Here is a 22,875-nt window from a genome sequence, read left to right on the forward strand (position 1 = left end):
CCGTTCCCATTCTATACTTTGGTCTCAGCCGTCAATATTCCTGCCAGGTCTGTCGAGCCGTCCAATGAGTATCGTTAACGCCTCTATCCCTTTCCACAAGAATGAACCGATTACCCTGCTCCTCCTGGGAGGCGGGATCCGTTATCCGGCACTGGTGGGAGCGTTGCGGGCAGTTGAGGAAAAGGGGCTCCGGATCGGGAAGATCGTCGGTTCCTCAGCAGGCAGCATTGTCGGCGCCCTGTTCGCCTCCGGCATGTCCCCTGAGGATCTGCGACGAGAGGCCATGGCGCTTGATTCCGCACGGTTCAAGGACATAAGCCTCAAGAGCATGTTTTCTGGCTACGGCCTCTGTAGCGGCGATGCCCTTGAGGCCTGGGTCGACGGGAAGCTGGGGGGGAGATCGTTTTCCGGCGACTTTCGTATCCCTATCCAGGTGATTGCCACCGATATCCTCAATTACCGGGCCGTGGTCTTTTCCGCAGCCAGCCATCCCGAACTCAAGGTTGCCACGGCAGCCCGTTTTTCCAACGGCATCCCCTGGATCTATGCCTGTCGCCGCCACCGGCATAACGGCAAAGACCACGTCTTTGTCGACGGTTCTCTGATGGCGGGATCGGTGGAGGAATCCTTCGGTCGACACGAACGGGTGCTGATCCTCAAGGTGGTCTCCAAGCGGACCCTCAGGCATCAGGATGGGAAGCTGTCGCTGGCTCGGTACTTTCGCGAGACACTCAACTTCTCGCTCCATGCCATGGAGAAGGAGTTCATCAAGGGGGGGCGCTGGAAGGATACCATCCTGCTCTACTGTGCAGACATCGAGCCGGCGCGATTCAGTCTCACGAACGAGGAAAAGGAGTACCTGCTGGCACAGGGGTATGAACAGACCATGAAATTCCTCAACTATAAATGGGGCATCTGACATGGAGGAGAGATGGAAGGACTGATCAAGGAAGGCTCCCTCGGCTATATCCTGATGAAATCGCACATTATTTCAGAGGATGACATCCGGGCTGCCCTGGAGGCGCAGCAGGCTTCCCACTGCAGGTTCGGTGAGGCACTGGTTACGCTGGGGGTAGTGACCCAGGAGGATATCGACTGGGCCCTCTCCAACCAGCTCGACATCCCCTATGTCCGCCTGAAAAAGGATATGATCGATGCTGCTGCCGTTGCCCTGCTGCCGGCACAGACGGCGCGGCAGTACAACCTCATCCCCCTGATCCGGGCCGGAGACGAACTGAACGTGGCCATGGCAGATCCGCTCAACCGGGTGGCGATCGAGGCGGTGGAACGGTCAACCGGATACCAGGTTATAGTTTCGGTCGCCCTTATCCGGGAAATCCGCGAAATGCAGGACCAATTTTACGGTGTTCCCACCTCACCGGTATCCTTTGGCCTGACGTCGTCGGCGTTCTCACCCAGGGTCCTGGAAATCATCAACGGCGACATCACGGGTGCCACGTTTCTCGATTATCTGCTGGCCTATTTTATTCAGAACCGCCTGACGGTCATCTCCCTGCAGCCGCTGGGGGACATGGTCAGCGTCACTGCGCGCCGTGGTGGTGCCACTCGTGAGATCGGGACCCTTGCCATTACCCACTACCAGGAGTTCATGATCCATCTACGCCGTGGCTGCAAACTGGAAGGGATCAGCGAGACGAGTACCAAGAGTGGGCTCTCCTTTACCCTGCGCGGACAGCGCCACAACTTCCAGGTCCTGCTCTTAAGGGGGCTGGGAGGGGACTTTGTCACCTTCAAGAAGAGCCATGCCGATGCATTTCCCGCCTGGCTGGCAGACCTGCACCTTGCCCCTGCAACTGAGGAACAGCTGCGGAAGCTCCCTGCCGGTGCGGGCATGGTGGTTGTCGCCCACCGGGAGAGCGAGGAGAGGTGCCGTCTCATCGATCTGCTGCTCAGCGAGGCTGATACGGCGGGCAAGAGCGTGATCCTTCTGGGTGAGGGGCTGGGGCAGGGAACCAAGCGATTCCCCCGTGTCCCGGCTCACGGGATATCCCCCGGCGAGACCCACAGCCTGATCAGTGCTGTTCTGGAGCATGACCCGGATATCGTTGCCGTTGAGGATGCCACGGAAAGCCAGTCATTCATCGCTGCCAGCAAGGCTGTCATGCGGGGAAAACTGGTCATCGTCGGCGTCTCCCTCAAGGAGATCGGGGCGGCGATCAGGCACCTGCTCTATTTCTGGAACAAGCACTACATCATCCCCACCTATATCCGCGGGATCGTTTCGTGTCGACGGGTTTCGCTGCTCTGCCCCGCCTGCCGCCAGCCTTACCACCTGAGCCCCGACGAGAGCGCGGCACTAGGGACTGCACTCCCCTCCGGCAGTTATTTCCGCTCCTCCGGTTGCCCGGAATGTGAACAGAGCGGTTATCGCGGCAGCCGCTTTCTGCTGGACGTGATCAGCTTCGATTCCGCCGTTGTCGAGGCGTTCGAGACCGTCTCCGACAGCAGAGACCTGCTCCGCTTCCTGGCTGACCGGGGGTACCGCGGCAGTGCCGAGCAAGGGGACGAACTGCTGCGCTCCGGCGACATCTCGCCGGAGGAATATGTAACCTCCATACTGTTGTAACGGAGTTTTTCCATGGCACGTATCGACGCATTGTTCAGGATGATGAAGGAACAGGGAGCTTCCGACCTGCATCTCTCCACCGGTTCGCCGCCCATCTTCCGCCTGCATGGCGAGATGGAGCGGCTCAATTTCAAGGTGCTGACCAACGATGAGCTGAAGGTCATCCTGTTCGAGATCCTCAACGATAAACAGCGGGAAGAATTCGAGACACGACGCGACCTGGATTTTGCCTACTCCGTGCCGGACCTGGCCCGGTTCCGCGGCAACATGCTGATGACGCACCGCGGGATCGCCGCGGTCTTCCGCATCATCCCGACCAAGATCCTCTCGGCCGACGATCTCGGTCTCCCCGAAGGGGTGCGCAAACTCACCATGCTGAAGAAGGGGCTGGTGCTGGTGACCGGTCCCACCGGTTCCGGCAAGTCGACCACCCTGGCGGCCATGATCGACCTGATCAACTCGACCCGGCGCGAACATATCCTCACCCTGGAGGACCCGCTGGAATTCATCCACGAGAACAAGCAGTCGCTCCTCAACCAGCGGCAGATCGGCGACCATTCCGAGAGCTTCACCGCTTCGCTGCGTGCTGCGCTGCGCGAGGACCCGGATGTCATCCTCGTCGGCGAGATGCGCGACCTGGAGACCATCAGCCTGGCCATGAGCGCTGCCGAGACCGGGCACTTGGTCTTCGGCACCCTGCATACCAACTCGGCAGCCAAGACCATCGACCGGATCATCGACGTCTTTCCCAAGGATTCGCAGGAGCAGGTCCGCGCCATGCTCTCCGAATCGCTCAAGGGGGTGGTCTGCCAACAGCTCCTGAAGACCGCCGACGGCAAGGGGCGGGTGGCGGCGTTGGAGATCATGGTCGGCACCCCGGCCATCGGCAACCTGATCCGCGAGGGAAAGACCTTCCAGATCCCCTCCATCATCCAGACCGCCCGCAAGGACGGCATGCAGCTGATGGACCAGCACCTGCTCGACCTGCTCAAGACCAAGCGGGTCAATCCCGAGGAGGCCTACCGCTGCGCATCGGACAAGAAGCAGTTCGAGCAGTATCTGGCGACTCCGCCAGCCTGAGTGGGCGAAGGCGCAGGCCAGTGACGGTCAGTTCTTCTTTTTCGGGGTCGTTTGCCAGTCCAGGTAATAATTCCATGCCTCCGGCTCCCAATCACCGACATTCGAGGACAGTTTCTTGATCTCTGCCATGTTGTCGGTGTCGCACAGCTTCTGCACATGTTTCAAAGTAGGTTTGGCATTGAGCGGGTCCTGCTGGACATTGTCCAGGTTGCCGCCGTTGAAGGTATTGAGCGCCGTTTTCGCCTTGTCCATTCTCAGGGGAGGCGGGGTGAAGGTGATACCTGCGGGTTGGAAGGTCGCGCCCGAGGCGATGACTTTGGCGTCGTCGGGGACCGGGTCCAGGATGGTCCTTATCTGGGCGAGATAGAGTCCCAGTTTCGCGCGGTCGGCATTGTCGGCTGCTTCATCGTAGCGTCTGCGCAGAGGGGTCAGCCATGACTCCGTATAGATGTGCGAATCGACGGTCTCCACATCCTCATACAGATTGCCGCCCGTGGCCACGTTGTCCCGGAAATGATCCTTGATCTTGTTGTCGAGCACTCCGTGCCAGTCGTTGGTCTCGAATGTCTGGGACCAGGGTCTGACGTTGCCGATCACCCCTTTTCCTCCCATCCTCTGCGGTACCATGTGCGGATGCCCCATGTCCTGGCCGTCGGATAGAGCCTTCGTCAGCTTGGTCACATCGTCGCACAATGTCTGGGCGGTACCTTTCACATCGGAGCCGCGGCTGGCATAAGCGCCCCAAAGTCTACTTGCCCCTTGTGATCCGGGCCATTTGTCGTTGTACGGGTCCCATCCGGCAATTTTGGGGATGCGCGGGCAGGTGTAGGTCATGCATTGCACGGTGTTGCCGGTGATGATATGTGCACGCGCCTCATCCGGGCCGAACTTCCCCTGCACCGCTTTCTCCCCCATCTGATCCGCCTCGCGCTCCAGCCCTGCATCGTCGTTCACCGGCACACCTTCCTTCAGCTGCATGGTTGGCTGCACCCGCCCCTGGGCCTGCTGCACCACGTGCCACGCCTCATGGGGGAGGTGTTGCTCCTGGCCCGGCGCCACATGGATGTCGCTTCCCTGGGCATAGGCGAGTGCGTTCAACTGGGCGGGCTGGGGAGAGTTGTAATGGACCTTGACGCTATCCATGGATACGCCGGAGAGCGATTCGATGCCGGTCTTGAGCGTGTCCGGCAGGCCGGTGTCGTTGGTCCTGGCGGCGGGCTGCTCTTCCCGCTGGACAGTGGCTTGAGAGGCGAATTTCCCCTGTAACGGCTCTTCTTCCTCGATCCGCTGTACCGGTGCAAACCTGCCTTGCAGCGGTTCTTCTTCCTCGACCCGTTGCAACGCCGCAAACTTACCCTGTAACGGTTCTTCTTCCTCCACTCCCTGCAACTGGGCTATGTTGCCGAACAGACCGTGCAGCTCTTGCCGTTGCATAACCATCAAGGGGCTGGTATCGATCCTTCCGGCGATTGACCGTTGCGCCGGCGATTGCGCGGCTCTGACCGCCACTCCGGACAACCCGTTATGAGCCGCAGCATGGACTGTTGCCGACACTGACCCGTTGTGTCCGTCCCTTGTCCGTTTCATGATGACCTCCAGTCGCAACAACGTTGGTATGTTCCGTGCCCGTTTCCGCTAGCAGATGTTGAAAACTCAGGTTTTTCAACGACCTGCTACGGCAGATCGACCCGCTTGATCCGGCGGATGTAGAACCAGATCCCCACCCCGGCGCCGGCTGCCACGGCGAGCAGCAGGATCTCGGTTGTCCGGTTTCTCCAGTAAGGGTCGCCGACGAACAGGCACATCTGGATCAGGGTTGCCGCCAGGACAACCCCCAGGAGCCAGAGAGAATGCTTGCGGAAAAAGTCCTGCAGCTCGAAGATCCAGCAGGAGAGACCGGCCGCAAGGAGAATTACCGCCAGCAGGATATCCAGCACGATCCGGAGTTCCCAGCGATGGGGGCCGACAAATTTGCCGAACCAGGGGAATCTCTCGCTGAACATGGCCTGGAAATAGTCCTGGTTGTCCGTCATGGGAAAGACTTCCTTGATGGTGTCGCCGATCTCGGCCGCCCCGTTGTCGCTGTTGGTCGGAACCGGCCAGAAGCCGGCCCCGCCGAAGTTGTCCTCGAAATAGACCATGTCGTCGAAAAACTGCTGCTTCTCTGCCGGGCTTGCGGCCGTCCCCCAGGTGATGACCGGTACAATCTTGCGCAAAGCGTCGCGTCGCACGATGCCAGTGAACATCTTTTCCACTTCCAGCCGCAGATCCTTCTTGGACGTGGTGATCGGCCTGTCGATAAGGACCAGGAACAGGTCGACGTCACTGACTGCTTCTTTCTTGTCCTTGCCTTCCGCTATCAGATCTTTCAGCCTGCCGATCTCCCGGTACGGCAGCACCAGGTTCAGCTTGAAGCTGCCGGAGGCGGCCGTGAGCTTCTTGCGCAGCTCCTTGATAAACAGCTTGAGGAATTCGTTGGATGCAGCATCATTCGGGTATCCCTCGAAAAAGAGAGTGATGCCGTCTCCCATGGCCGGCTTCGGGGCGGTCCCGAGCGAGATGAGCGGTTTCATCCGGTTCAGCATGCTGTTTTCCAGCTTCTGGTCGATCAGCTCCACCATGTTGGTGGTCAGCGTGTCGATGAACGAGGTCCGTTTCACGGAGACGAACTGCGCCCAGTTCTCCCAGTTGCTCTTGTAGAAGACCAGATCGACGGCGGTCCGGTAGCGGCGCGCCTGGTTGATGAAGTCGGCCAGGTCGGGTGATTTCTGCTGCCAGTGGCGCCGCTCGGGGATCTCCCCTTTCTCGTCGAAGGTGAGCGCGAAGTAGCCGATCCGGCTGAAGGAGCTGAAATCGATCTTCTGTCTGTTCCCCCCCTTCCAGAACGGGTAAAAGCCGTAGAGGACGCCGGACAGATTGTCGAGATAGCAGCCGCACGACCAGCCGCTCCACTGCATCTTTTTCTTCGCGTCGAACCGGGGTTTCTTCTCCGCCTTTGTCAGGAGCACGGTCCGATAGAGCCGGCAGTCTTCGCAGTCGGCTTCCTCCTCTGCCTTCATCGGCGTGAAGATCTCCGTCTCCAGGGCATTGAGAAACAGCTCCCTGGTGGGGAATTCAACGTCGCCGAGCTTCTGCAGCCGCTTGAGGACCCCGTCGGGAACCCGCATCTCCTCCAGCTTCAGGAATAAACTGTCCGGCAGGCTGAATACGGCCATCTCGTCGACATCCCGGAGGATCTGCCCCCGGTAGTACCCGGTCGGGTCGCCGATTTCCTGCAGTTTTGCCGTGACCGCCTTGGTGAGCGTCTCCTTGTCGGCAAACGGCTCGTCCTGGAGATCGCGCAGCGCGTCGACGATGTTCTCCGGCACCTGTGCCTGCTCCAGGGCATCAAACTGCTTCTCCGTCAGGACATAGCTCTTCAGCTGGTCCAGCTGTTTCATGACAATGGCCTGGTAGCCGGCGTAGCGATCCGTTACCTCCTTGATGGCCGTCTTCACCGCGGTTATCAGCTCGAAGCCGTCTGCGAACTCCACCCCCTGCAGCTCCTGCAACTGGGCAATCATCGCGTTCAGCGCCTTCAGCTCTTCCAGGTCCTGGCTTGTCAGGTCATAGACCGTAATAGGGCCGTCCTTTTGCAGGGGAGGGGTGGAGTCCGGATTCCCTGTTGTGACCTTTGCCAGGGCGGCGATGGTCTGCGGACCCCTGATGCCATCGAGCTTGCAGGTGTAGTACCCCTTGACCGCCAGGCACATCTGGATCTTGCGGATGGTTTCGCGGTCGTACCGTTCGCGAACAAAGGTCTCTTTGCTCGGCAACCGGCTGCAATCGACCGCCTGCGTCGCTTGTGCAGCGGCAAGGGCAGGCCGGGGGCCCCCCCCGCAGACGGCGGACAGGAGAATGGTCCCCCCGGCCAGCAGTGTGGCCACGAACCTGCGGAATCGATATGTCGTCATGGCTGGCATGGTCACGTCACTAGCTCGTCCTTCCTTCTTTCAGTAACTCCCGGGAGATCCCTTTCAGCAGGTCGGCCTGGCGGATCAGCCGCTCCCCGCTCTGCAGCGCCTTGATCGCCGCGTAGCGGACCACGTTGACGATGGCGCCGCCGGCCAGCTCAAAGTCGTCTGCCAGCTTGTCCAGCTTCACGTCGTCGGCCAGGGCGCAATTGCAGCGCAGTGCCCCCTCCCAGAGCTTCAGACGCTGCTCGGCATCGGGCATGGGAAAATAGACGACCGATTGGAACCGGCGGGCAAAGGCTTCGTCGATGTTCGCCTTCAGGTTGGTGGCCAGGATGACCACGCCGGGAAAATCCTCCACCCGCTGCAGCAGGTAGGAGATCTCCTGGTTGGCGTAGCGGTCGTTGGAGCTTGAGGTCTGGGTCCTTTTCCCGAACAGGGCATCTGCCTCGTCGAAAAAGAGGATCCAGTTCTTGTGCTCTGCCTGATCGAAGACGCTGGCCAGGTTCTTCTCCGTCTCGCCGATGAACTTGGAGACAACCATGGAGAGGTCGATCCGGTAGACGTCCACCCCGGCCGAAGCGCCGATCAGGGTGGCAGTCAGCGTCTTGCCCGTGCCCGGCGGGCCGTAGAAGAGGCTGCGGTAACCGGGCTTGATGCTCTTCTGCAACCCCCACTCCTCCATGATGGTCCGGGCATCGCTCATCCAGGTCTTGATGACCCCGATATCCTCCAAGAGATCCTGGGAGAGCACCAGGTCGTCCCAGCCGAGCCCGGTAGTGATCAGCTTGGCCGGGAAGTTCATGGTGAAATCCGGCTTATGGCAGACCCCGGTGGTGAGCCGTTGCAGATATTCCCCGGCAATGACCAGGGCGCCGCTGAGAAACGGCTCGCTGCCCGGATGGTTCTCCAGTCGGACGATCCCCTTCCGGGCAAAGAAATGCTCCGTATCGAACAGCCTGACCAGTTCGAACCGCCTGGCCAGATCGCTGCCGGCCAGGATGAACGAGGCGGTCTCGCCGGTGGGGAGAAAGCCGCCATGGGCGCTCCCTTTCCAGCCGCCGAACTCGGTGAACCCCCGGTCGAAATTCTTGTTGCGTATGAAAAAGGTGTCGAGCAGTTGGGGCCGGACATGGGGGACCAGCGCCAGGATCAGCACGATCCGCTCGTCGAAGCCCATGCCCTGCTCACGCACCAGACGGGCGTATTCGGAAGGGTCGTTCTGCAGCTCCGGCGGTGCGATGGCGCGGATGTCGCCATCTGTGCCCGGCTGCTCGAAATAGAGCGAGATCCGCGTCTCCAGCACCCGGTTGAACCAGTCCAGTTCCTTTTCCAGAGCTGCGGCATTTGCCCGGTCGATGGTCATAGGCCGTGCCGCCAATCCACATGGACTGCCTGCGGCATCCATGAATATCTGATGATGGAGAAACTCCAGGGGATCTGATCCAGCAGCAGGTCGTAGGCCCGCGGTTCCACCAGCAGATGCCAGCCGTCTTCCTTCATCCGGAGTACCCCTTCGCGTTGCAGGAAGGTTTCGCGGAAGCCGTCCGGCGTGGTGGCGCCAAGGGCGTGCCAGTTCTGGATCATCCCGTTGATCATCCCGTCTGCGATCTCCATTTCGTGCGTGCTCAGGTCGCCTTCCAGGGCCACCGGCGTCTCCGGCGCCACGCCGCAGAGGATCTTGTTCAGCACCAGGAGCGGCTCTGCGGTCCGGGTCCCCTTGTCGGCCAGATACTGCAGCAGGTGGACCCCGTGCTCGGCGGCGGCAGCGTCGACAAACGCCGGGTGCGCCAGCAGCCCGAACATGCCGAAGAGCTGTGGCAGATAGGGTGCCGTCAGGACCAGTCCGGCATTGGCGATGTAGATCTCCCCGGAGAGCTCTTCTGGTTCGTTGTCCGGCCTCCAGGCAAGGGGGGAGGAGACCTTCTCCGCTTCCCCGGTCTCGCTGCCAGGCCCGGTGGCCGGCACTGGGGCGCCGGCCGCCTCCTGAGCAGCATGCAGCGCCGGTTGCGCCGGTATTGCCGGCTGCTCTGCCGGCATCTCGTCCACCCCGGACTTGTCATTGCTGCCGGGCTGCTGTAGTGGCTGCGCGGCACTCCTGTCGACGGACGCGCTTTCTACGTCCGTTGACGGCTCCCTCTCTGCCTCTGAGAAGAGCGACGTGCCCATTTCCGTCTCCGTCATCAGCTCCCCCACCAGCAGGAGCAGTTCGGCATGGAGGGGGGAGTTTGGGCCGATCCCCTCCAAAACTCCGTGCAGCGCCTTCATCAGCGCCAGTGGATCGAGGTTGTCGTGGGCTGCCATCTGGCGCAAAAGGCTCCCCATGTACGATTTTTTGTTGAAGCTGCTTCCCCGCTCCTCCAACTGGTAGGCGAGGGTGAACTCCCAGAGCCGCCTGCCGACCTCCTCCGAGCCGTCCCGGATAAAGGCGCCGGCCTTGCGGAACAGTTCACGCCGACCGACTACCTGGGTGACGAAACCGGCTTCGGCCGGTTCCAGCAGCAGGATCTCCCTGATCATCGCTTCGGGAAAACGTTCGGCGATCCGCCGGCGCACTGTTTCCCTATTCGCCAGCCGGTGCAGTTCCTGCCGCAACAGATAGGGGTAATCCCTCACCAGGCCCGGCCAGATGGGCGCCAGCTCCTCAAACGTCCCCAGCAGCAGCGCCTCGCGGACCTTTTGCCGCAGGTTGACCAGTGCCACCGGCTCTGCTTTTTCCGGAGCTTTCCCCTTGGTGCCCGGCAACGCCACGCCCGACTCCGCGGCGATCTCGTTAAGCAGTTCCAGCAGTTCGGCCTGCAGCGGTGTCGCAACCATCGACTGCACCAGCATCTGGTGCATCGATACGAGCAGTTCCCTGAAATCGAGGTTGGCGTGGGCTGCCATCTGCCGGACCAGGCTCCCCAGGTACGCCTTGCGGTTGAACACGCTCCCCCGCTCAGCAATCAGGTAGCCGAGGGTGAATTCCCAGAGTGGCCGCCTGCTCCTGGCCACGTTGTTCCGGCCGGCCCCGAGCGCCCGGCGGAACAGCTCGGGCTTCTCCGTCACCACCTCGATGAAGGCGGATTCCCGGGGTTCCAGCAGGAGCAGTATCCCCTTGACCACCGTCTCCGGGAACTGGCCGGCTATCCGCTTGCGCACCGCAGCCAGGCGGCCGTGCGCAAGCAGCTCTTCCAGCAGGGGCCGGGCATAGTCGCGGCAGAGGCCGGGCCATGCAGCGTTCAGCCAGCCGGTGTCTCCCTGCTGCAGGGCGTCGCCGATACGCCGGCGCAGTGCTGTCGGCAGAGCCGATGCGCCACTGTCGGCAGCCACGTCCTGCAAGAGCTCTGTCAGAAACTCCTGCCGGGCCGTGCGTCCCGAGATGCCGGCCGGGAAGGAGCCAAGGTCGTGCCGGGCCGGCCGGATAATCTGCGCCAGCTCGACCAGGACGGCGTCGGAAAACTGGTTGACGATCCTGCACAGCACATCGTCGCGCTGTCCCAGGCCCCGGATCGCCCGGACAAAGCCGGGGCCGTTCTTGCGCAGCAGCCGCAACAGCATCTCTTCGAGCTTGCGGGCATCGGGCGGCGCGGCGTTCCAGGGGAGATAGCCGCGCTCCAGGAAGAAGCGGACCTGCCGCCATTCCCAGTCTTCCCTGGCGATCCTTTCCGGGAGCGGGCTGCCGGCAGCGGGTCCGTCGCTGAAGAGGTGCGTTGTCAGCGCCCCCCGGAGGCGGTCCCGTAGCCGGTCCTTCAGTTCATTCCGAAAAGAATCATACCCTACGGCCCCCAGATCGATCTCTAGGGAATCGAAGCGGAACACCACCCCCGGCTCCGCATGGGCCGAAAAGACCTCGTCGATCACTGGCAGCAGGTCATCCCTGATGAACGCACCCAGTCCGGCCTGCTCTGCCAGGGCCTGTTCCTCAGAATCGAAGCGGAAATCGAAGACCGCCTGCTCTATGACGTGCTGGTCTGTCATGATCGATCCCGGTGTTGGCAGAGGAAACCGACAACCCTTTCAGAGGCCGCATCCAGCTCTGCCGGGTCCGTGCCTGCCGCGCTCTTTTTCTTCAGCCACTTCCTGAACACCAGCTCGAAACGGAGCATCTCCGGGAAATCGAGCCAGAGGATATGGAGATAAATATGGGCCGGGACGTTCATCCGGACCAGGTTGTCGGCCATCTCCCGGAAATGCGCGTCGTGGCAGAGGGCGCTCCAGGCCGGGAAGAGCAGGGTCATGCGGAACCGGTAGAAGCCTTCGTCGACCCGCGTCGTGTCATGTTGTTCCGATGCCAGGGGGCGGAGCAGGATATGTTCTACGACATGCATCCCTTCGCTTTCCCGGTTGAGCCTGATGCAGAGGACTCGGAGCGCATTGACCGTTTCGATGGCGGTTTCTTCGTCGGCAAACAGGCCCAGGTTGCGCCATTCGCCCGACTCTTCGTCCCGGAACAGGACCTGGAACCCGGCTGGCTGGCGTTGTTCGGCCATCCGGAAATTGTCCTGCCTGACTCCGCCCCGCAGGAGCGGAGACGGGAACCGCGTGCCGAGATAGGGGATCGTCTGGCGGCAGAAGTCCAGCAGTTGGTCTGCCGATCCGGCAACAGGGGCAACGGGGATGCTCCGGTACTCCTTCTCCAGGTTGCCCGGCTCCGACACCGCGGCAAAGGGGGCATCGCTGCCGCTTTTCTCCCCGGCGGCCGGGAAGGAGCCGAACTCCAGGCCGAGACGGGCAAAGGCCATGGTCAGGCGTTTGTTCCGGACATCGCCAAATCCCAGGAGCAGGCAGACCCGCTTCTGGAATCCGGCCAGATTCTCCATGTCGCCCGGACTGGCGGTATAGTCGAATGCCCCGCCCCGGTCCCGGCCGACCTCCGGCAGTGCGCGCAGGTATGCTGCCTTGGCCTTCAGCAGCTCGGCATCGTTTTCGTGGGGGAGGGCATGGCCGACGAAGCTGCGCAGGGTATTGTGCGGAAACGTCTCGCCATGAAGCGCCAGGAGGTAATCCAGCACCCGGTTTTTCCGCTCCGGATACGGATCGAACCGGCGGAGCAGGGCGGTAAGGGCCTGGTCGGGATGCTCCGGGTAGATCCCCTCCAGTGGCGGGTAGCCCTTGTTTTCAACCGTCTGTGTCGCGTAGCTCCGGCGAACAGCGGGATCGATGGCGAACAGATGGCGCAGGTTCTGGAGGTTGGCGGCGTAGTTGGCCATGATCTGATCGAACAGGAGCAGGTATCCCTTCAGTTGCGCTGCCCGCCCCTTGACCTCGGGTTCCGCCGATTCGGGCACGCCGTACTCGTTGATCCCGTAGATGGCCGGTAGCAGGTGCTGCACGGAAGAGTACTCCTGAAAATTGCGCCAGGTCCCCTGGGGCCGGGGAAAAACCGACGACAGATCCATCCCGGCGCGGCGTGACGAGCGATGTAGGTAATCCAGATCGTTAAAACGCGTCCTGAACTCCTGGAACCGGATCGGCACCCCCCTGCCCGAGGAGCTTTCCAGCTGTATGCCGATCTCGTCCGCTTTTTCGGGGATGCGGAGGCGGAGCAGCGCCGTGTCGCGCCGGTTGTCAATGGCGTCGAAATAATCCCGCCCCTCTTTGCGCAGCCAAAGCCGTTTGATGTTGCATACGCCGGCGACCCCTTTGGCGATGGCGAACAGATTGGCAACGAGCACCTCTTCGGCATCGTTGTCCGGAGCCACGGCATGGCCGGCCTCAAACCCGGCTGCCGGCCCGTCGAGCAGCTCGTCCAGCCCCTTCCCGGATGCCAGGGCGTCGTCCGGATGGTTGAGTCCGGCGTTGCCGGCAATATGCCGCGCACATGCGTGGTATACCCCGGCCAGGATCTCTGCCGGTTCGACCCCGCTGCCGATCTCGATCAGGGCGTGTAGTTCGCACTCCTGTTCGGCGACCACCGTGATCCCGTCGATGTCCTCGCACAGGTTTCTTGTCTGGCAGAACAGCCGCTTCACCTCCTCCACGATCTCGGTTTCCCGAACCATTGCCTCGGGGCCGAGGCGGAGGTCGATCCGGCAGAGACCGTCCACGCCTGTTCGGGACGACCTGGTCAGCCAGGCGTTGTCGATCTCCGGGAAGCGGTCGAGGATCAGCCTGCGATAGTCGGCAAACGTGGTCGGCCGGCAGGGGAGGATATCCTCGGGTGGATGGAGCGCCAGGCTGTCAAGATCAATCCGGCCGTTGTCGGCGGTGAGAAAATCCGCCACGGGGAAATCGGCCCGGTAGATCAGGTCGGTCAGGGCGTAACAGAGCGCATCCAGGATCGTCACCCCCGGATCGTGGGCGTTGAAATCGGTCCAGAGCTTTCCCGACATCTCCTGGACGAGCCTCAGCCCTTCGCGTTTCAGGCTTTCGAAGCCGAACTCGTCGTCGCTGCCGCTTTTTCTCTGGATTCCGAGGCGTTCTGACACAATGACACCCGCTAGATTGTCTAACAACTCAGGTTGTTCAAAAACGGTCAGATCGTCGTACCCGCAGAAAGCCCCGCGGAGGCGTGGCAGCGCCACGCCGCACAAGGCGGCTTTCGAGGACGGCGGCGAGATGGCCGTTTTTCAGCAACCTGCTAATCTTCCCATGAGCCGCGCATCTCTTCGTCAAACCAGAGTCTGGTGAGGTAATACCTGATACGGATCCCTTCGCCGTAATCGGTGTTGGTCCTGAGCTGGAGATAGTAATGCTGGCCATCCTGATACCAGCGCAGTTTCAGCTTGTCCCCGAGCGAATAGTAGTAGGACTGGCTGTAGCGAATCCGTTTTTTCAGGTTGAACAGGTTGAAGAGAAAACCCCGCGGGTTGAAGACGTTCACGGCAATGGCGTGCATCAGCGCATATTTGCCGCTCTTTTTCTTGCCGACCCCGGCCATCACTTCAAAGGCGTGACAGCCGTTGAGCGGATCGGTGATGGAATGCCATTTGCCATCGGCCGGCACTGCCGGCTCCCTGGTGGGGTTGACGCCGATCCGGCCTTCCGCCCTGATCACCCCTTTGACGTCCAGATCCCATTCCGGGGAGTCGGTGTTGACTCCGACCCGACCGTCCGGGGCGAGCGCCAATGATGGCGGCCTGTCTGCGTCGCCGCTCCGGTCGCGGAACAGGAGGGAGTCGACGCCTCTGCCATGCCCCATGGACCAGGTCGGCCGATCGGGATCGCTCCCCTTGAAAAAGCTGACCACGGTTTCGTGATCGCCGTGGGAGACGATCTCCAGGCCGTTCTCATGGGTCTTGGAGAAGCCTTCGTCGACCATGTTCAGCGTTGAATCGATCAGGTCGCTAAACTGCTCCTCGGAAGGCAATGACCCTTTTTTGAAAAAGTTTTTCAGGGTGTCTCGGTTTCGTTTTGCCATGGCTCTCAGGTACCTATGATGAAGGTTTGTCCGACACGAAGTTTGTCTATGCCGATGGCCTCGGCGTCGATGGACCGGACCGAGGAAACGGTCTCGACGGCATGTTCGTCGACCGGTATCGCCAGGCTCCAGGGGTGGTGCGGGCAGATAACGTCCATGGTCTCCCCGGCGCCCTCCGTTTCCCCGGCGACGAGGCGGGCCGTATCGCCCAGGGTGTAGTCGCCGCTATGCTCCCCGGTGATGTGCAGCATGGAGAATTTCGTCACGAATTCCACATACTCCAACTGCCGCAGGTACGATTCGATGTCCGTCTGCCGGATGCACCAGCCGAAACGGGCCTTGTAGCCGGTTTCTTGCCAGGGTGAGATGTAGTCGACAATGGCCTGGTTCAGCTGGCCCAGGTAGTAGCCGCGCTGGGTCTCGGCCTGTTTGGTCAATACGACGCTGCAACGGACCATGATCCGCTCGTAGACCGGGTTCCTGACCTCCACGGCGACGTAGGGGGAAGTGTGCCCGCGCACGAAGTCGTGAATGCGGTCCAGTTCGGCTGCGCTCAGCATCGGATCGAAGCCGGGCCGGTCATTCTCCTTCTGCTGCGGCACCACCACCAGCAGCACGCTCCCCGGCCGGGGACGGTCGCTGTCGCTCTGCATGGCGGCAAAGCATTTGACCTTGAACACCTCTGGAAAGCGCTCCAGTACCAGCCGCTCGTAATCCCAGGGCATGGTTGCCCGGTTCTTGTGTCTGAGCCGCTCACTGATCCTGGTCTTCATCCGCGTCAGATGCTCCTCCCCGTGGCCGCCGAACGACGCCAGGGGCTGACGGATCGCGGTGATGCCCGGAAGGGTCCGTTTCGGCTCCCTGATCGTGCCGGCGGGGATCATCCGGGTCACTGCCCCCTCTCCGGCAGAACCGATCCTGCGGGAGACCTTCACGGCCTGCGACTGCACCGACCAGAGGCTGCAGAAGGAATCGATATCCGCATCGACCGCCACCCTGAGCCAATAGAGCCCGCCAGGCATGACGCTGTGTTCCGTGTCGATGCTGTCCGGGATATCCAGGGTCACGATCCCCGTTGCCAGGAATCCGTTCGTCGTATCGGACAGGATGCGGGCTTCGCCGAGCCGCTGCCAGCGATTTGCCGCCAGATAAAACCAGGCGATCCCGGGATGGCCGCCAGTGGTCGATCTGCGGGAATCATCCCGCAGGTGGAAAAAAAGGGTCGCCACCCCGCCCGGCCTGCCGGCGGTAAAGCCGATGAAGAGGTTGCCGTCGTGATGGTATCGGGGGAGCAGGCGGTGGAACCTGCGGTCGCCGTGGGCGCGGATCGTCTCGATGCCGAAGGGGTGGAGGTAAAACGGCTTGTCGACGTAGTCGTCCGTATCCGCCAGAGAGGATATACCCGCCTTGATAACGGCGCGGGCCGTATAATCGACGGATATCCGGTTGATCAGGGGTGTATAGGGCGCATTGGGGGGCGGAAGCTGCTGTTTGGGTTTCTTCCGGGCGTTTGCCGACAGGGTGGCGGTCAGCAGCGCCGGGTATTCCTTGTGTCCGAAGGCGGTGTCCGGTCCGGTCAGGGCCAGCTTGAAGAAGCCGCTACGTATCCGGAGGTCGAAACGGTACGCATCCTCAGGCAGGGAGGGCTCCAGCGGTTTGCAATAGCTGAGCGACGTGACGGTCAGTCTCCTGTCCGGGGCAATGGCATCGCTTGTGGCAACCCTGTCGAACAGCAGGGTTGTGTTCCCCGGTGCGCCTGCGCCGGGAAACCAGTTGCCGTCGCGCAGCACCGAAAGCTCGGCCGTGAAGCTGTCGTTCGTATACCCCAGGCCGTACTCGCGGTAGTGCTCGCTAAACCCCTCCCTGGCCTTGGGCAGATCGCCCCATTCGATGGCGAACGTCAGTTCCGTCAGCGGTTTCAACGCTGCCTCGTAGGCGCCGACGACCAGGTAGGAGTTCCCGCCCGGCAAGGGGCCGAACGGCTGGAACGGCTTGGTCGGGTCCAACTGGCCGTGGTTGTTGTAGGCGAGAAGCTGACCGGCCCCTTTCACCGACACCTCCACCACGAATTCCTTGATAGCGATCTCGTCGAACAGGGAAAGGGGTGAGAAATGGGCCTGCGGGTTGATCCTGAAGCGGGCAACCGGCAGCCGGGTGGCAAATCCGGCGCCGTGGAGGTCGGGCGCATAGGGGACGATCGGCGCGACCTCCGGTCCCAGGGTAAAGGTAAAGCTCAGCCCGTTCCGGGTATTGTGCATTTCGGCAGGAATCCGCTTGACCGTTACCCCGGCAACCGGAAGCCACCCCTTTTCGCCGGTCAGATCCAGGGCAAAGATCCTGGGGAGCAGCGTAAAAAAGAGATCCTGCCGATCCTGTTGCAACAGCTCGGCCAGCAATTCGTACGAGCCGGGAGCGACCGTCTTCTCGGCCTTCCCGAGGATCGCCGCTTTGTCGCTGTCGCTCAACAGCTCGCTCTCTGCCAGGAGATAGCTGCTGAACAGCTTGCCGAAGGCGGTGAAAAAGGCCTCTTCCGTGCTGATGGTGCAGAGTTCGGCAACCGCCCGGGTGATGGCCTGCCGGGAAGTCGACTGCCTGGTAAAGACAAGGGTGATGTCGACGTCGCGCACCCCTTCCCGGAGCAGGAGAACCGGCGTGGCCAGGGCGAAGCCGAGCCGGGCGCTCTCTCCCGGAGGCTGACCGGCATCCGTGCCGGCAGCGCCGAACAGCGGCCAGGCAGTACTGCCGGGCTCTCCTCCGGTACCGGCCACCGGTATCTCGTGGGCATGGACCCTGGTGACGTAGCCGAGTTCGCGTTCGGGGGAGATGGAGCGGTCCCGCCGGAAATAGAGCGTGCGCAGCGCCTGCACCCGCAGATCGGTCACCAGGAGGTTGTTGTCCGCCCGAAAGAGGATCTCCTGGCCGGCATCGTCCCGGCCAGCCGGGAATTCGGTCCCGGCAGGGATCAGGATATCGTCCGTGCCGGGGGCGGCGTCGAACAGCAGGTAGGTGGTGTCGACCTCGGGGGGGCGGGGCGCAAGGTGGAGCAGGTCACGGTAATAGAAATCGAGATGCCGTTCCTGGAAACCGTTGATCTTGTCCTGGGCTTTCCGGTACAGGGTCAGAAACGCCATGAAGAGCCCCAGTGCCGGGCTGTGCGTCTTGCTGGGAATTGTCTCGCCGATGGCCCTGTCGGCCTGTTTTTTCAGGAACGAGACCGCGTTGAGCAGGGCATAAAAGGCCGCGTGCAGCCGTTTCTTGACCTGCGCTTCGCCTTCGGGTCCATCCATGGCTGACCGGGGGAACGAAAGGCGCCCTTCTTCCAAGCCGATCTGCCAGATCGGGTGAAACCGGGCGAGCAGGGGATCGTCCTTTTCCGCGCCCCCCTGCTGCAGCAGGCGGCAGCAGGCACCGAGGGTATGCAGTTCTGCAGCCAGCTTGTTCTCGACGACCGCGGCAATCTGCCAGCTCAGTGCTTGGGCCGCTGCCGTCTCGACGGCGGAAAGCCTGCGGAACCAGAAATCCACCATCGCGGCAAACCGGATCAGGTGCCTGGCCAACGCCAGGTTGTCGCGGCTCATGGCGTGGTGGCGCAGGAATTCCGCCTCCTGTCGCCTGAGGTCCATGCTCAGGATCACTGCCATAATGGCCGTATCGTCGCTGAACAGCTCGCCCCAATGCCCTTCTTGTTCATGCTGCAGGTTATAGAAGTTGAGCCTGGCGGCCAGCATGGCGCCCATGGCAAGCAGATTGGCAAACGAGAGTTCGTCCGCCTTGAAATAGCCGGCCTCCAGCGCCGCCGGGAAGCGCTCCCCCTGTTCGGTGCCGTCCGTTATCTTCAACCAGTCGCTATAGGGCATGCAAGGTTTCCATGGGTGTCATACTGCTCAACCCCCGATGTTTGTCCCTTCCCGGAGATAGAACGGATAGACCATGTTGCTTCTGCTGTTGGTGGTTCTGACGGTGTAGTCGAGGGTGATTTTCACCACCCCGTCGTACAGTTCGCCGGTATCGACCAGAACCGTCTCCAGTGTTATGCGCGGCTCGAAAAAGAGCACGGCGCTCTCGATCATATCCTTGATCCCGGTTATGACGCTCGACGTGATGCCGGCAAAAGCCAGGGACTTGAGGCCGCAGCCGTACTCGGGATACATGATTCGCTCTCCCGGCGTCGTCGAGAGGAGTATCCGGAGACTCTCGCGGATATCGTCCTCCTCGGAGACCATTCTGACACCCTTGCCAATGGCGGCGAACTCCGGGGGGAATCCCCACCCGGTGCCGAGAAAGCCGTTACTGCCCCCCTGAGTGCTCATGAAACCCCCTAGCCGCCGATCATGACCGTCGGGAAACCGACAACGATGCTGCCGCCGTGGGCTGTAACGTCCCCCATCCTGGCGGCCGGCTTGCCGCAGATCATGACGGTTGCCGATCCCATGGCGATGGTGTCGGGCGGGCCGACACAGACGCAGGTGTCGCCGAGCACCGCTGCGGGCAGTTTGCCGATCAGCACCGTCGGCGCGCCGGGGCCGGAGACCGGGCCCCCCACATGGGGGATCGGGGAGGGGAACGCCGGGGTCTGCATCGGGCAGGTGTGCATGTCGGTGAGTCGTGCCGCCGGGGGCATGATTTTTCTCCTGATTTATCCGTCTTCCATCCGAATAATGCTGGCCTCTGGCCGGAAAGGAGGGGTTTTTCGTCCTGGCAAGGAAATCAAGGGATTGCGCGGAGGCGTAGCAGCGCTACGCCGCACAAGGAATCCCGCAGATTGACACCGCCAGGGCGGAAAAGCACCCTTTCCGGACGGGAACTAATTGATCATGACCATGGCGCCCTTCACCGTGGTCTGGCCCGACGCGGAGAGCTCTGCCGTGGCGTTTCCCTTGGCGGTGAACCCCACCTGCGCTTCGCTGCTGATGTTCAGCCCCGCCGTTTTCACGTCCTGCTTGGCGGTTATCCCGATGCTCTGTACGGCATCGAGGGTAATCTTCCCTTTGGCAGTGATGGTGATGTCCTTGGGGCTGTCCAGGACGATCCCGTCCGGCTTCAGTTCCACCTTGTTGCTGTTCTGGTCCTGGATGAGGATCGACTTGTCCTTGTCGCTGATGACGATCTTGTTGTTTCCCGGCGTGGAGATGGTGATGACCTTGTCTTTCTCCTCGAATTCCATCTTCATCTTGCTTCTGGTCACGATGGCCTTCGTGTTGTTTTCTGCGGCCAGGGCATAGGGCGGTTTTCGCTTGCTGCTGTAGAGACTGCCGAGTATCACCGGATGGGACGGGTCGTTGTTGAAATACCCCAGTATCACCTCATCCCCGATCTCCGGGACGAAAAACGCACCGATGCCGTCGGAGGCATAGAACTGAGCAAGCCTGGCCCAGACCCCTTCTGTCTCGGCCTGGAGCACCGGCACCTTCACCTGGATCTTGTTTTCCCCCTCCGGGTCTCCGTCCAGTTTGGTGACAACCCCGACGAGCAACCCCTCGACCCCCGGCAGCAGGCCGGCTGCCGGGGGGGCGACGATATCCCTCTGTTCGGCGAACCAGTCGGGCGAGAGGCCGAATTCCACCTCGGTCAGCCAGTTGCCGCCGGCAATCTCATGGTTGACCGCGGTGACGAACACCGTGCCGTTGAACCGGTTGCCAACGCCGGCCAGTTCGATCAGCGAACCTGCCTTGGCCTTGGCGCTCCCCTGGAACTTCATCCGTCCGCGAATCCTGGCGAGCCCGGACTTGATCTGGCACCCCTTGGCCCACGCCGTCAGCACATCCTTGTCGGCCGGGGCCGAGGTCTGCAGGCGATAGGATGCCGGCCCCACCACCCCTGCCAGCGCCGCAGAGGCAAGGTCGCCCTGGGCGTTGAGGGTCTGGGGGGCCTGCTCCGCCTCGACCACCGCCTGGGTTTTCATGTCCCAGGAGACACCCTTCACCGAGGTGAGCTGGCTCTCGGCATCGAGATCGGCCTGGAACTCCATCAGGTCCTCGCCGTAGGTCACCTTCAGCGGCGGGGTTGCAGACGTGTCGGGCGCCTTTACCGAGACCTTCCCGTCATCCGCGATGACCAGCAGGCCATTGGCTTCGGCGCGGGAGAGGATGAAATCCCAGTCAGTGCAGTAGTACTGCACCAGTTCCTTGTGCTGTTTCGTCGTGGCGTCCAGGTCCTTTGCGAGCCCGGCATTGCCGATCAGCTTGCCGATGATGTCGCTGTCGGTGGAATCGACGAAATTGCCGTTCTTGCGGCCGATGGTCAACTTCACCGCCTGGTCCTTGCATTCGACCAGGAGCCGGGAATAGTTGTTGCCGCTTATCTTGATGCCATGTCTGACCACAACCCCCTGGAAGATGGTCTCCTCTTCGCTGCCGTATCCGGCGTTGATCTTGATTTTCGCTCCCGGCTTGAAGCTGTCGGTGTTGCTGACCGGGAAATCCTTCCCCGGCATATCGCCGTCCAGGATGACGATCCGGGCAGAGGGTATCCTGTTGACCGCCTTGACAATAGCCACCGAGATGACCGGCACTGCGCCGTCAAGCTGGGTGCCGTCACTGAAGAGAGTCAGCCGGACAACATCGTTGCCCTTGTCGCTGGGAGAAACGGCCATGGACTACCTCAACGGCGGGAAGTGAAGCCTGGTGCCGGGCTTGATGTCACGGAAATTGACGATGTTGTTGACCCGTGCCACCTCCGGGTAGTAGGAACTGTCGTTGTAGATCCGGTAACAGAGCAGCGGCAGGGTGTCGCCGGCCTTGACCTCTACGACATGGGACAGGTCCGGCGACTGCCGGTTCGCCTTGAGCTTTTCTTCCTGGCTGCTCATGAACGAGCTGAACGCCAGGGTGACTTCGGCCCGGAGCGGGTCGCCATTGGGCAGGAACAGGGTGTACTTGACATCCATGTCCGTCATCCGGCCGTTGAACTTCAGTTCGCCCCAGACGATACGGACATGGTTCGGCTCATGCTTGTCGCCGTCGTAGTTGTAGACTACCTTGCAGAGCGTTTTCAGCTCGTCGGCAACGCTGGTGATCCGCTTCACCACGCCGGTGCCGTCGATCACGAACGTAAAATTGATATTCTCCGGCTGGATGGCTTCGAACTTCTGGTTGATCCCGGTAATCCCGAAGGGGGAGTTTTGGTTGTAGCTGATCCGGTTGTCCTTGGTCATGCTTTTCGGGTTCAGCATCAGTTCGTATTTCAGGCTGTCGTCCAGCGTGATCCGGCCGTTTTTCTGCACGATGCACCGGGTGATCGACAGCATCGATTTTTGCTGATTCGCAGACAACGGTTACCTCTCCTTCTGCCGCTTGAGCAGTTCGGCCAGCATCTCCCGGCACTCCGCCAGGATCTCCGCCTTCAGCTGTGCCGTGTCGCACTCCCCGGCCGGACGTTGTTCTTCCTTCCCGATCCGCTGGGTCACCGTCGATTTGACAAGCAGTTGTTTCACTTCAATCGTCATGGTCAGAAAAACCGCTGGCTGTAGGTGTAAGCAAACTCGATGGTCTCGATGGCGATTTCGTTCTTTTTCGACTCGAAATCACCCACGTTCCACTTGACCGGATAGGCATTGTTGAATACCCAGGTCCGCACCGGTTGGGCACTGGCATTCAGGAGACTGACCTGGATCGTCTTGGTGACGATGGGTATCTGGTACTCTTCCAGCACCTTCTGGCACCATTTGACCAGCGGCGAACTGTTCTTGGCGATGCCGCGCTTCAGGACCAGGTGGTTGTTCTTGGCCTTGGTGGGGAGTTTGTACTCGAACCTGTTTTCGTTCAGCTCCGAGTAGGTCTCGGTGGAGAGCTCGGTGCCGATCCCCCGCACCTCCATGAACGAGGTGTCGCTGGCCGTGTCGCCATCGAAGAGGACACGGAAATAGAAGGCAGTTGGCTGCACCGTGGCATCGTTCATCACGCCATCCTCGAAAC

At 61.5% G+C, this 22,875-nt stretch carries 16 protein-coding genes; 3 read left to right on the top strand and 13 right to left on the bottom strand.

The genetic code is table 11. The features are described 5' to 3' along the window. Window positions 1-64: 64 nt before the first annotated feature. The 3 genes from GJT30_08800 to GJT30_08810 are packed head-to-tail and all read left to right on the top strand — an operon-like array spanning window position 65 to window position 3,667. Complete coding sequence (locus GJT30_08800; GenBank protein ID MSM39699.1) at window positions 65-919, top strand: phospholipase; 855 nt, start codon at window positions 65-67, stop codon at window positions 917-919. Between the two features lie 12 nt (window positions 920-931). Next, the gene (locus GJT30_08805; protein MSM39700.1) at window positions 932-2,587 is read left to right on the top strand and encodes a pilus assembly protein PilB; all 1,656 of its coding nucleotides are present in this window, start codon (window positions 932-934) and stop codon (window positions 2,585-2,587) included. 12 nt (window positions 2,588-2,599) lie between these two features. Then, window positions 2,600-3,667, top strand: coding sequence for a PilT/PilU family type 4a pilus ATPase (locus GJT30_08810; protein ID MSM39701.1), 1,068 nt, complete (start codon window positions 2,600-2,602; stop codon window positions 3,665-3,667). A 27-nt stretch (window positions 3,668-3,694) separates the two neighbouring features. Here the strand turns inward: GJT30_08810 and GJT30_08815 are convergent, their stop codons facing one another. From GJT30_08815 to GJT30_08875, 13 genes are all read right to left on the bottom strand, one after another. Further along, window positions 3,695-5,101: a DUF4157 domain-containing protein gene (locus tag GJT30_08815; protein ID MSM39702.1), complete on the bottom strand. Its 1,407-nt coding sequence runs from the start codon at window positions 5,099-5,101 to the stop codon at window positions 3,695-3,697. A 239-nt stretch (window positions 5,102-5,340) separates the two neighbouring features. Continuing rightward, on the bottom strand, window positions 5,341-7,635 hold the full coding sequence (locus tag GJT30_08820) for a hypothetical protein (GenBank protein MSM39703.1): 2,295 nt from the start codon (window positions 7,633-7,635) through the stop codon (window positions 5,341-5,343). A 4-nt stretch (window positions 7,636-7,639) separates the two neighbouring features. Then, complete coding sequence (locus GJT30_08825; GenBank protein MSM39704.1) at window positions 7,640-8,986, bottom strand: AAA family ATPase; 1,347 nt, start codon at window positions 8,984-8,986, stop codon at window positions 7,640-7,642. Further along, a complete protein-coding gene (locus GJT30_08830; protein MSM39705.1) occupies window positions 8,983-11,580 on the bottom strand; it encodes a hypothetical protein in 2,598 nt (865 codons plus the stop codon). The genes GJT30_08825 and GJT30_08830 overlap by 4 nt, the downstream gene beginning before the upstream one ends. Then, window positions 11,577-14,030, bottom strand: coding sequence for a hypothetical protein (locus tag GJT30_08835; GenBank protein MSM39706.1), 2,454 nt, complete (start codon window positions 14,028-14,030; stop codon window positions 11,577-11,579). Before GJT30_08835 ends, GJT30_08830 begins: the two co-directional genes overlap by 4 nt. 152 nt (window positions 14,031-14,182) lie before the next feature. Next, complete coding sequence (locus GJT30_08840) at window positions 14,183-14,962, bottom strand: hypothetical protein (protein MSM39707.1); 780 nt, start codon at window positions 14,960-14,962, stop codon at window positions 14,183-14,185. Between the two features lie 5 nt (window positions 14,963-14,967). Beyond that, the gene (locus GJT30_08845) at window positions 14,968-18,819 is read right to left on the bottom strand and encodes a hypothetical protein (GenBank protein ID MSM39708.1); all 3,852 of its coding nucleotides are present in this window, start codon (window positions 18,817-18,819) and stop codon (window positions 14,968-14,970) included. A 27-nt stretch (window positions 18,820-18,846) separates the two neighbouring features. Continuing rightward, a complete protein-coding gene (locus tag GJT30_08850; GenBank protein ID MSM39709.1) occupies window positions 18,847-19,272 on the bottom strand; it encodes a hypothetical protein in 426 nt (141 codons plus the stop codon). 8 nt (window positions 19,273-19,280) lie between these two features. Next, a complete protein-coding gene (locus GJT30_08855; GenBank protein MSM39710.1) occupies window positions 19,281-19,583 on the bottom strand; it encodes a type VI secretion protein in 303 nt (100 codons plus the stop codon). Between the two features lie 183 nt (window positions 19,584-19,766). Further along, entirely contained in the window at window positions 19,767-21,554 is a 1,788-nt protein-coding gene (gene vgrG / locus GJT30_08860) for a type VI secretion system tip protein VgrG (protein ID MSM39711.1), read from the bottom strand. 3 nt (window positions 21,555-21,557) lie between these two features. Next, entirely contained in the window at window positions 21,558-22,208 is a 651-nt protein-coding gene (locus GJT30_08865; protein MSM39712.1) for a peptidoglycan-binding protein, read from the bottom strand. 27 nt (window positions 22,209-22,235) lie between these two features. After that, entirely contained in the window at window positions 22,236-22,394 is a 159-nt protein-coding gene (locus GJT30_08870; GenBank protein MSM39713.1) for a hypothetical protein, read from the bottom strand. 14 nt (window positions 22,395-22,408) lie between these two features. Continuing rightward, the gene (locus GJT30_08875) at window positions 22,409-22,858 is read right to left on the bottom strand and encodes a phage tail protein (GenBank protein ID MSM39714.1); all 450 of its coding nucleotides are present in this window, start codon (window positions 22,856-22,858) and stop codon (window positions 22,409-22,411) included. Window positions 22,859-22,875 lie beyond the last annotated feature (17 nt).

The sequence above is a fragment of the Geobacter sp. genome (assembly GCA_009684525.1).
Lineage (GTDB): Bacteria > Desulfobacterota > Desulfuromonadia > Geobacterales > DSM-12255 > Geoanaerobacter.

What these genes read in the sequence shown, in the direction of transcription:
- GJT30_08830 (MSM39705.1), bottom strand. Translation starts at nt 11,580, where the DNA reads ATGACAGACCAGCACGTCATAGAGCAGGCGGTCTTCGATTTCCGCTTC.
- GJT30_08855 (MSM39710.1), bottom strand. Translation starts at nt 19,583, where the DNA reads ATGCCCCCGGCGGCACGACTCACCGACATGCACACCTGCCCGATGCAG.
- GJT30_08840 (MSM39707.1), bottom strand. Translation starts at nt 14,962, where the DNA reads ATGGCAAAACGAAACCGAGACACCCTGAAAAACTTTTTCAAAAAAGGG.
- GJT30_08850 (MSM39709.1), bottom strand. Translation starts at nt 19,272, where the DNA reads ATGAGCACTCAGGGGGGCAGTAACGGCTTTCTCGGCACCGGGTGGGGA.
- GJT30_08825 (MSM39704.1), bottom strand. Translation starts at nt 8,986, where the DNA reads ATGACCATCGACCGGGCAAATGCCGCAGCTCTGGAAAAGGAACTGGAC.
- GJT30_08810 (MSM39701.1), top strand. Translation starts at nt 2,600, where the DNA reads ATGGCACGTATCGACGCATTGTTCAGGATGATGAAGGAACAGGGAGCT.
- vgrG (MSM39711.1), bottom strand. Translation starts at nt 21,554, where the DNA reads ATGGCCGTTTCTCCCAGCGACAAGGGCAACGATGTTGTCCGGCTGACT.
- GJT30_08845 (MSM39708.1), bottom strand. Translation starts at nt 18,819, where the DNA reads ATGCCCTATAGCGACTGGTTGAAGATAACGGACGGCACCGAACAGGGG.
- GJT30_08875 (MSM39714.1), bottom strand. Translation starts at nt 22,858, where the DNA reads ATGAACGATGCCACGGTGCAGCCAACTGCCTTCTATTTCCGTGTCCTC.
- GJT30_08805 (MSM39700.1), top strand. Translation starts at nt 932, where the DNA reads ATGGAAGGACTGATCAAGGAAGGCTCCCTCGGCTATATCCTGATGAAA.
- GJT30_08815 (MSM39702.1), bottom strand. Translation starts at nt 5,101, where the DNA reads ATGCAACGGCAAGAGCTGCACGGTCTGTTCGGCAACATAGCCCAGTTG.
- GJT30_08800 (MSM39699.1), top strand. Translation starts at nt 65, where the DNA reads ATGAGTATCGTTAACGCCTCTATCCCTTTCCACAAGAATGAACCGATT.
- GJT30_08865 (MSM39712.1), bottom strand. Translation starts at nt 22,208, where the DNA reads ATGCTGTCGATCACCCGGTGCATCGTGCAGAAAAACGGCCGGATCACG.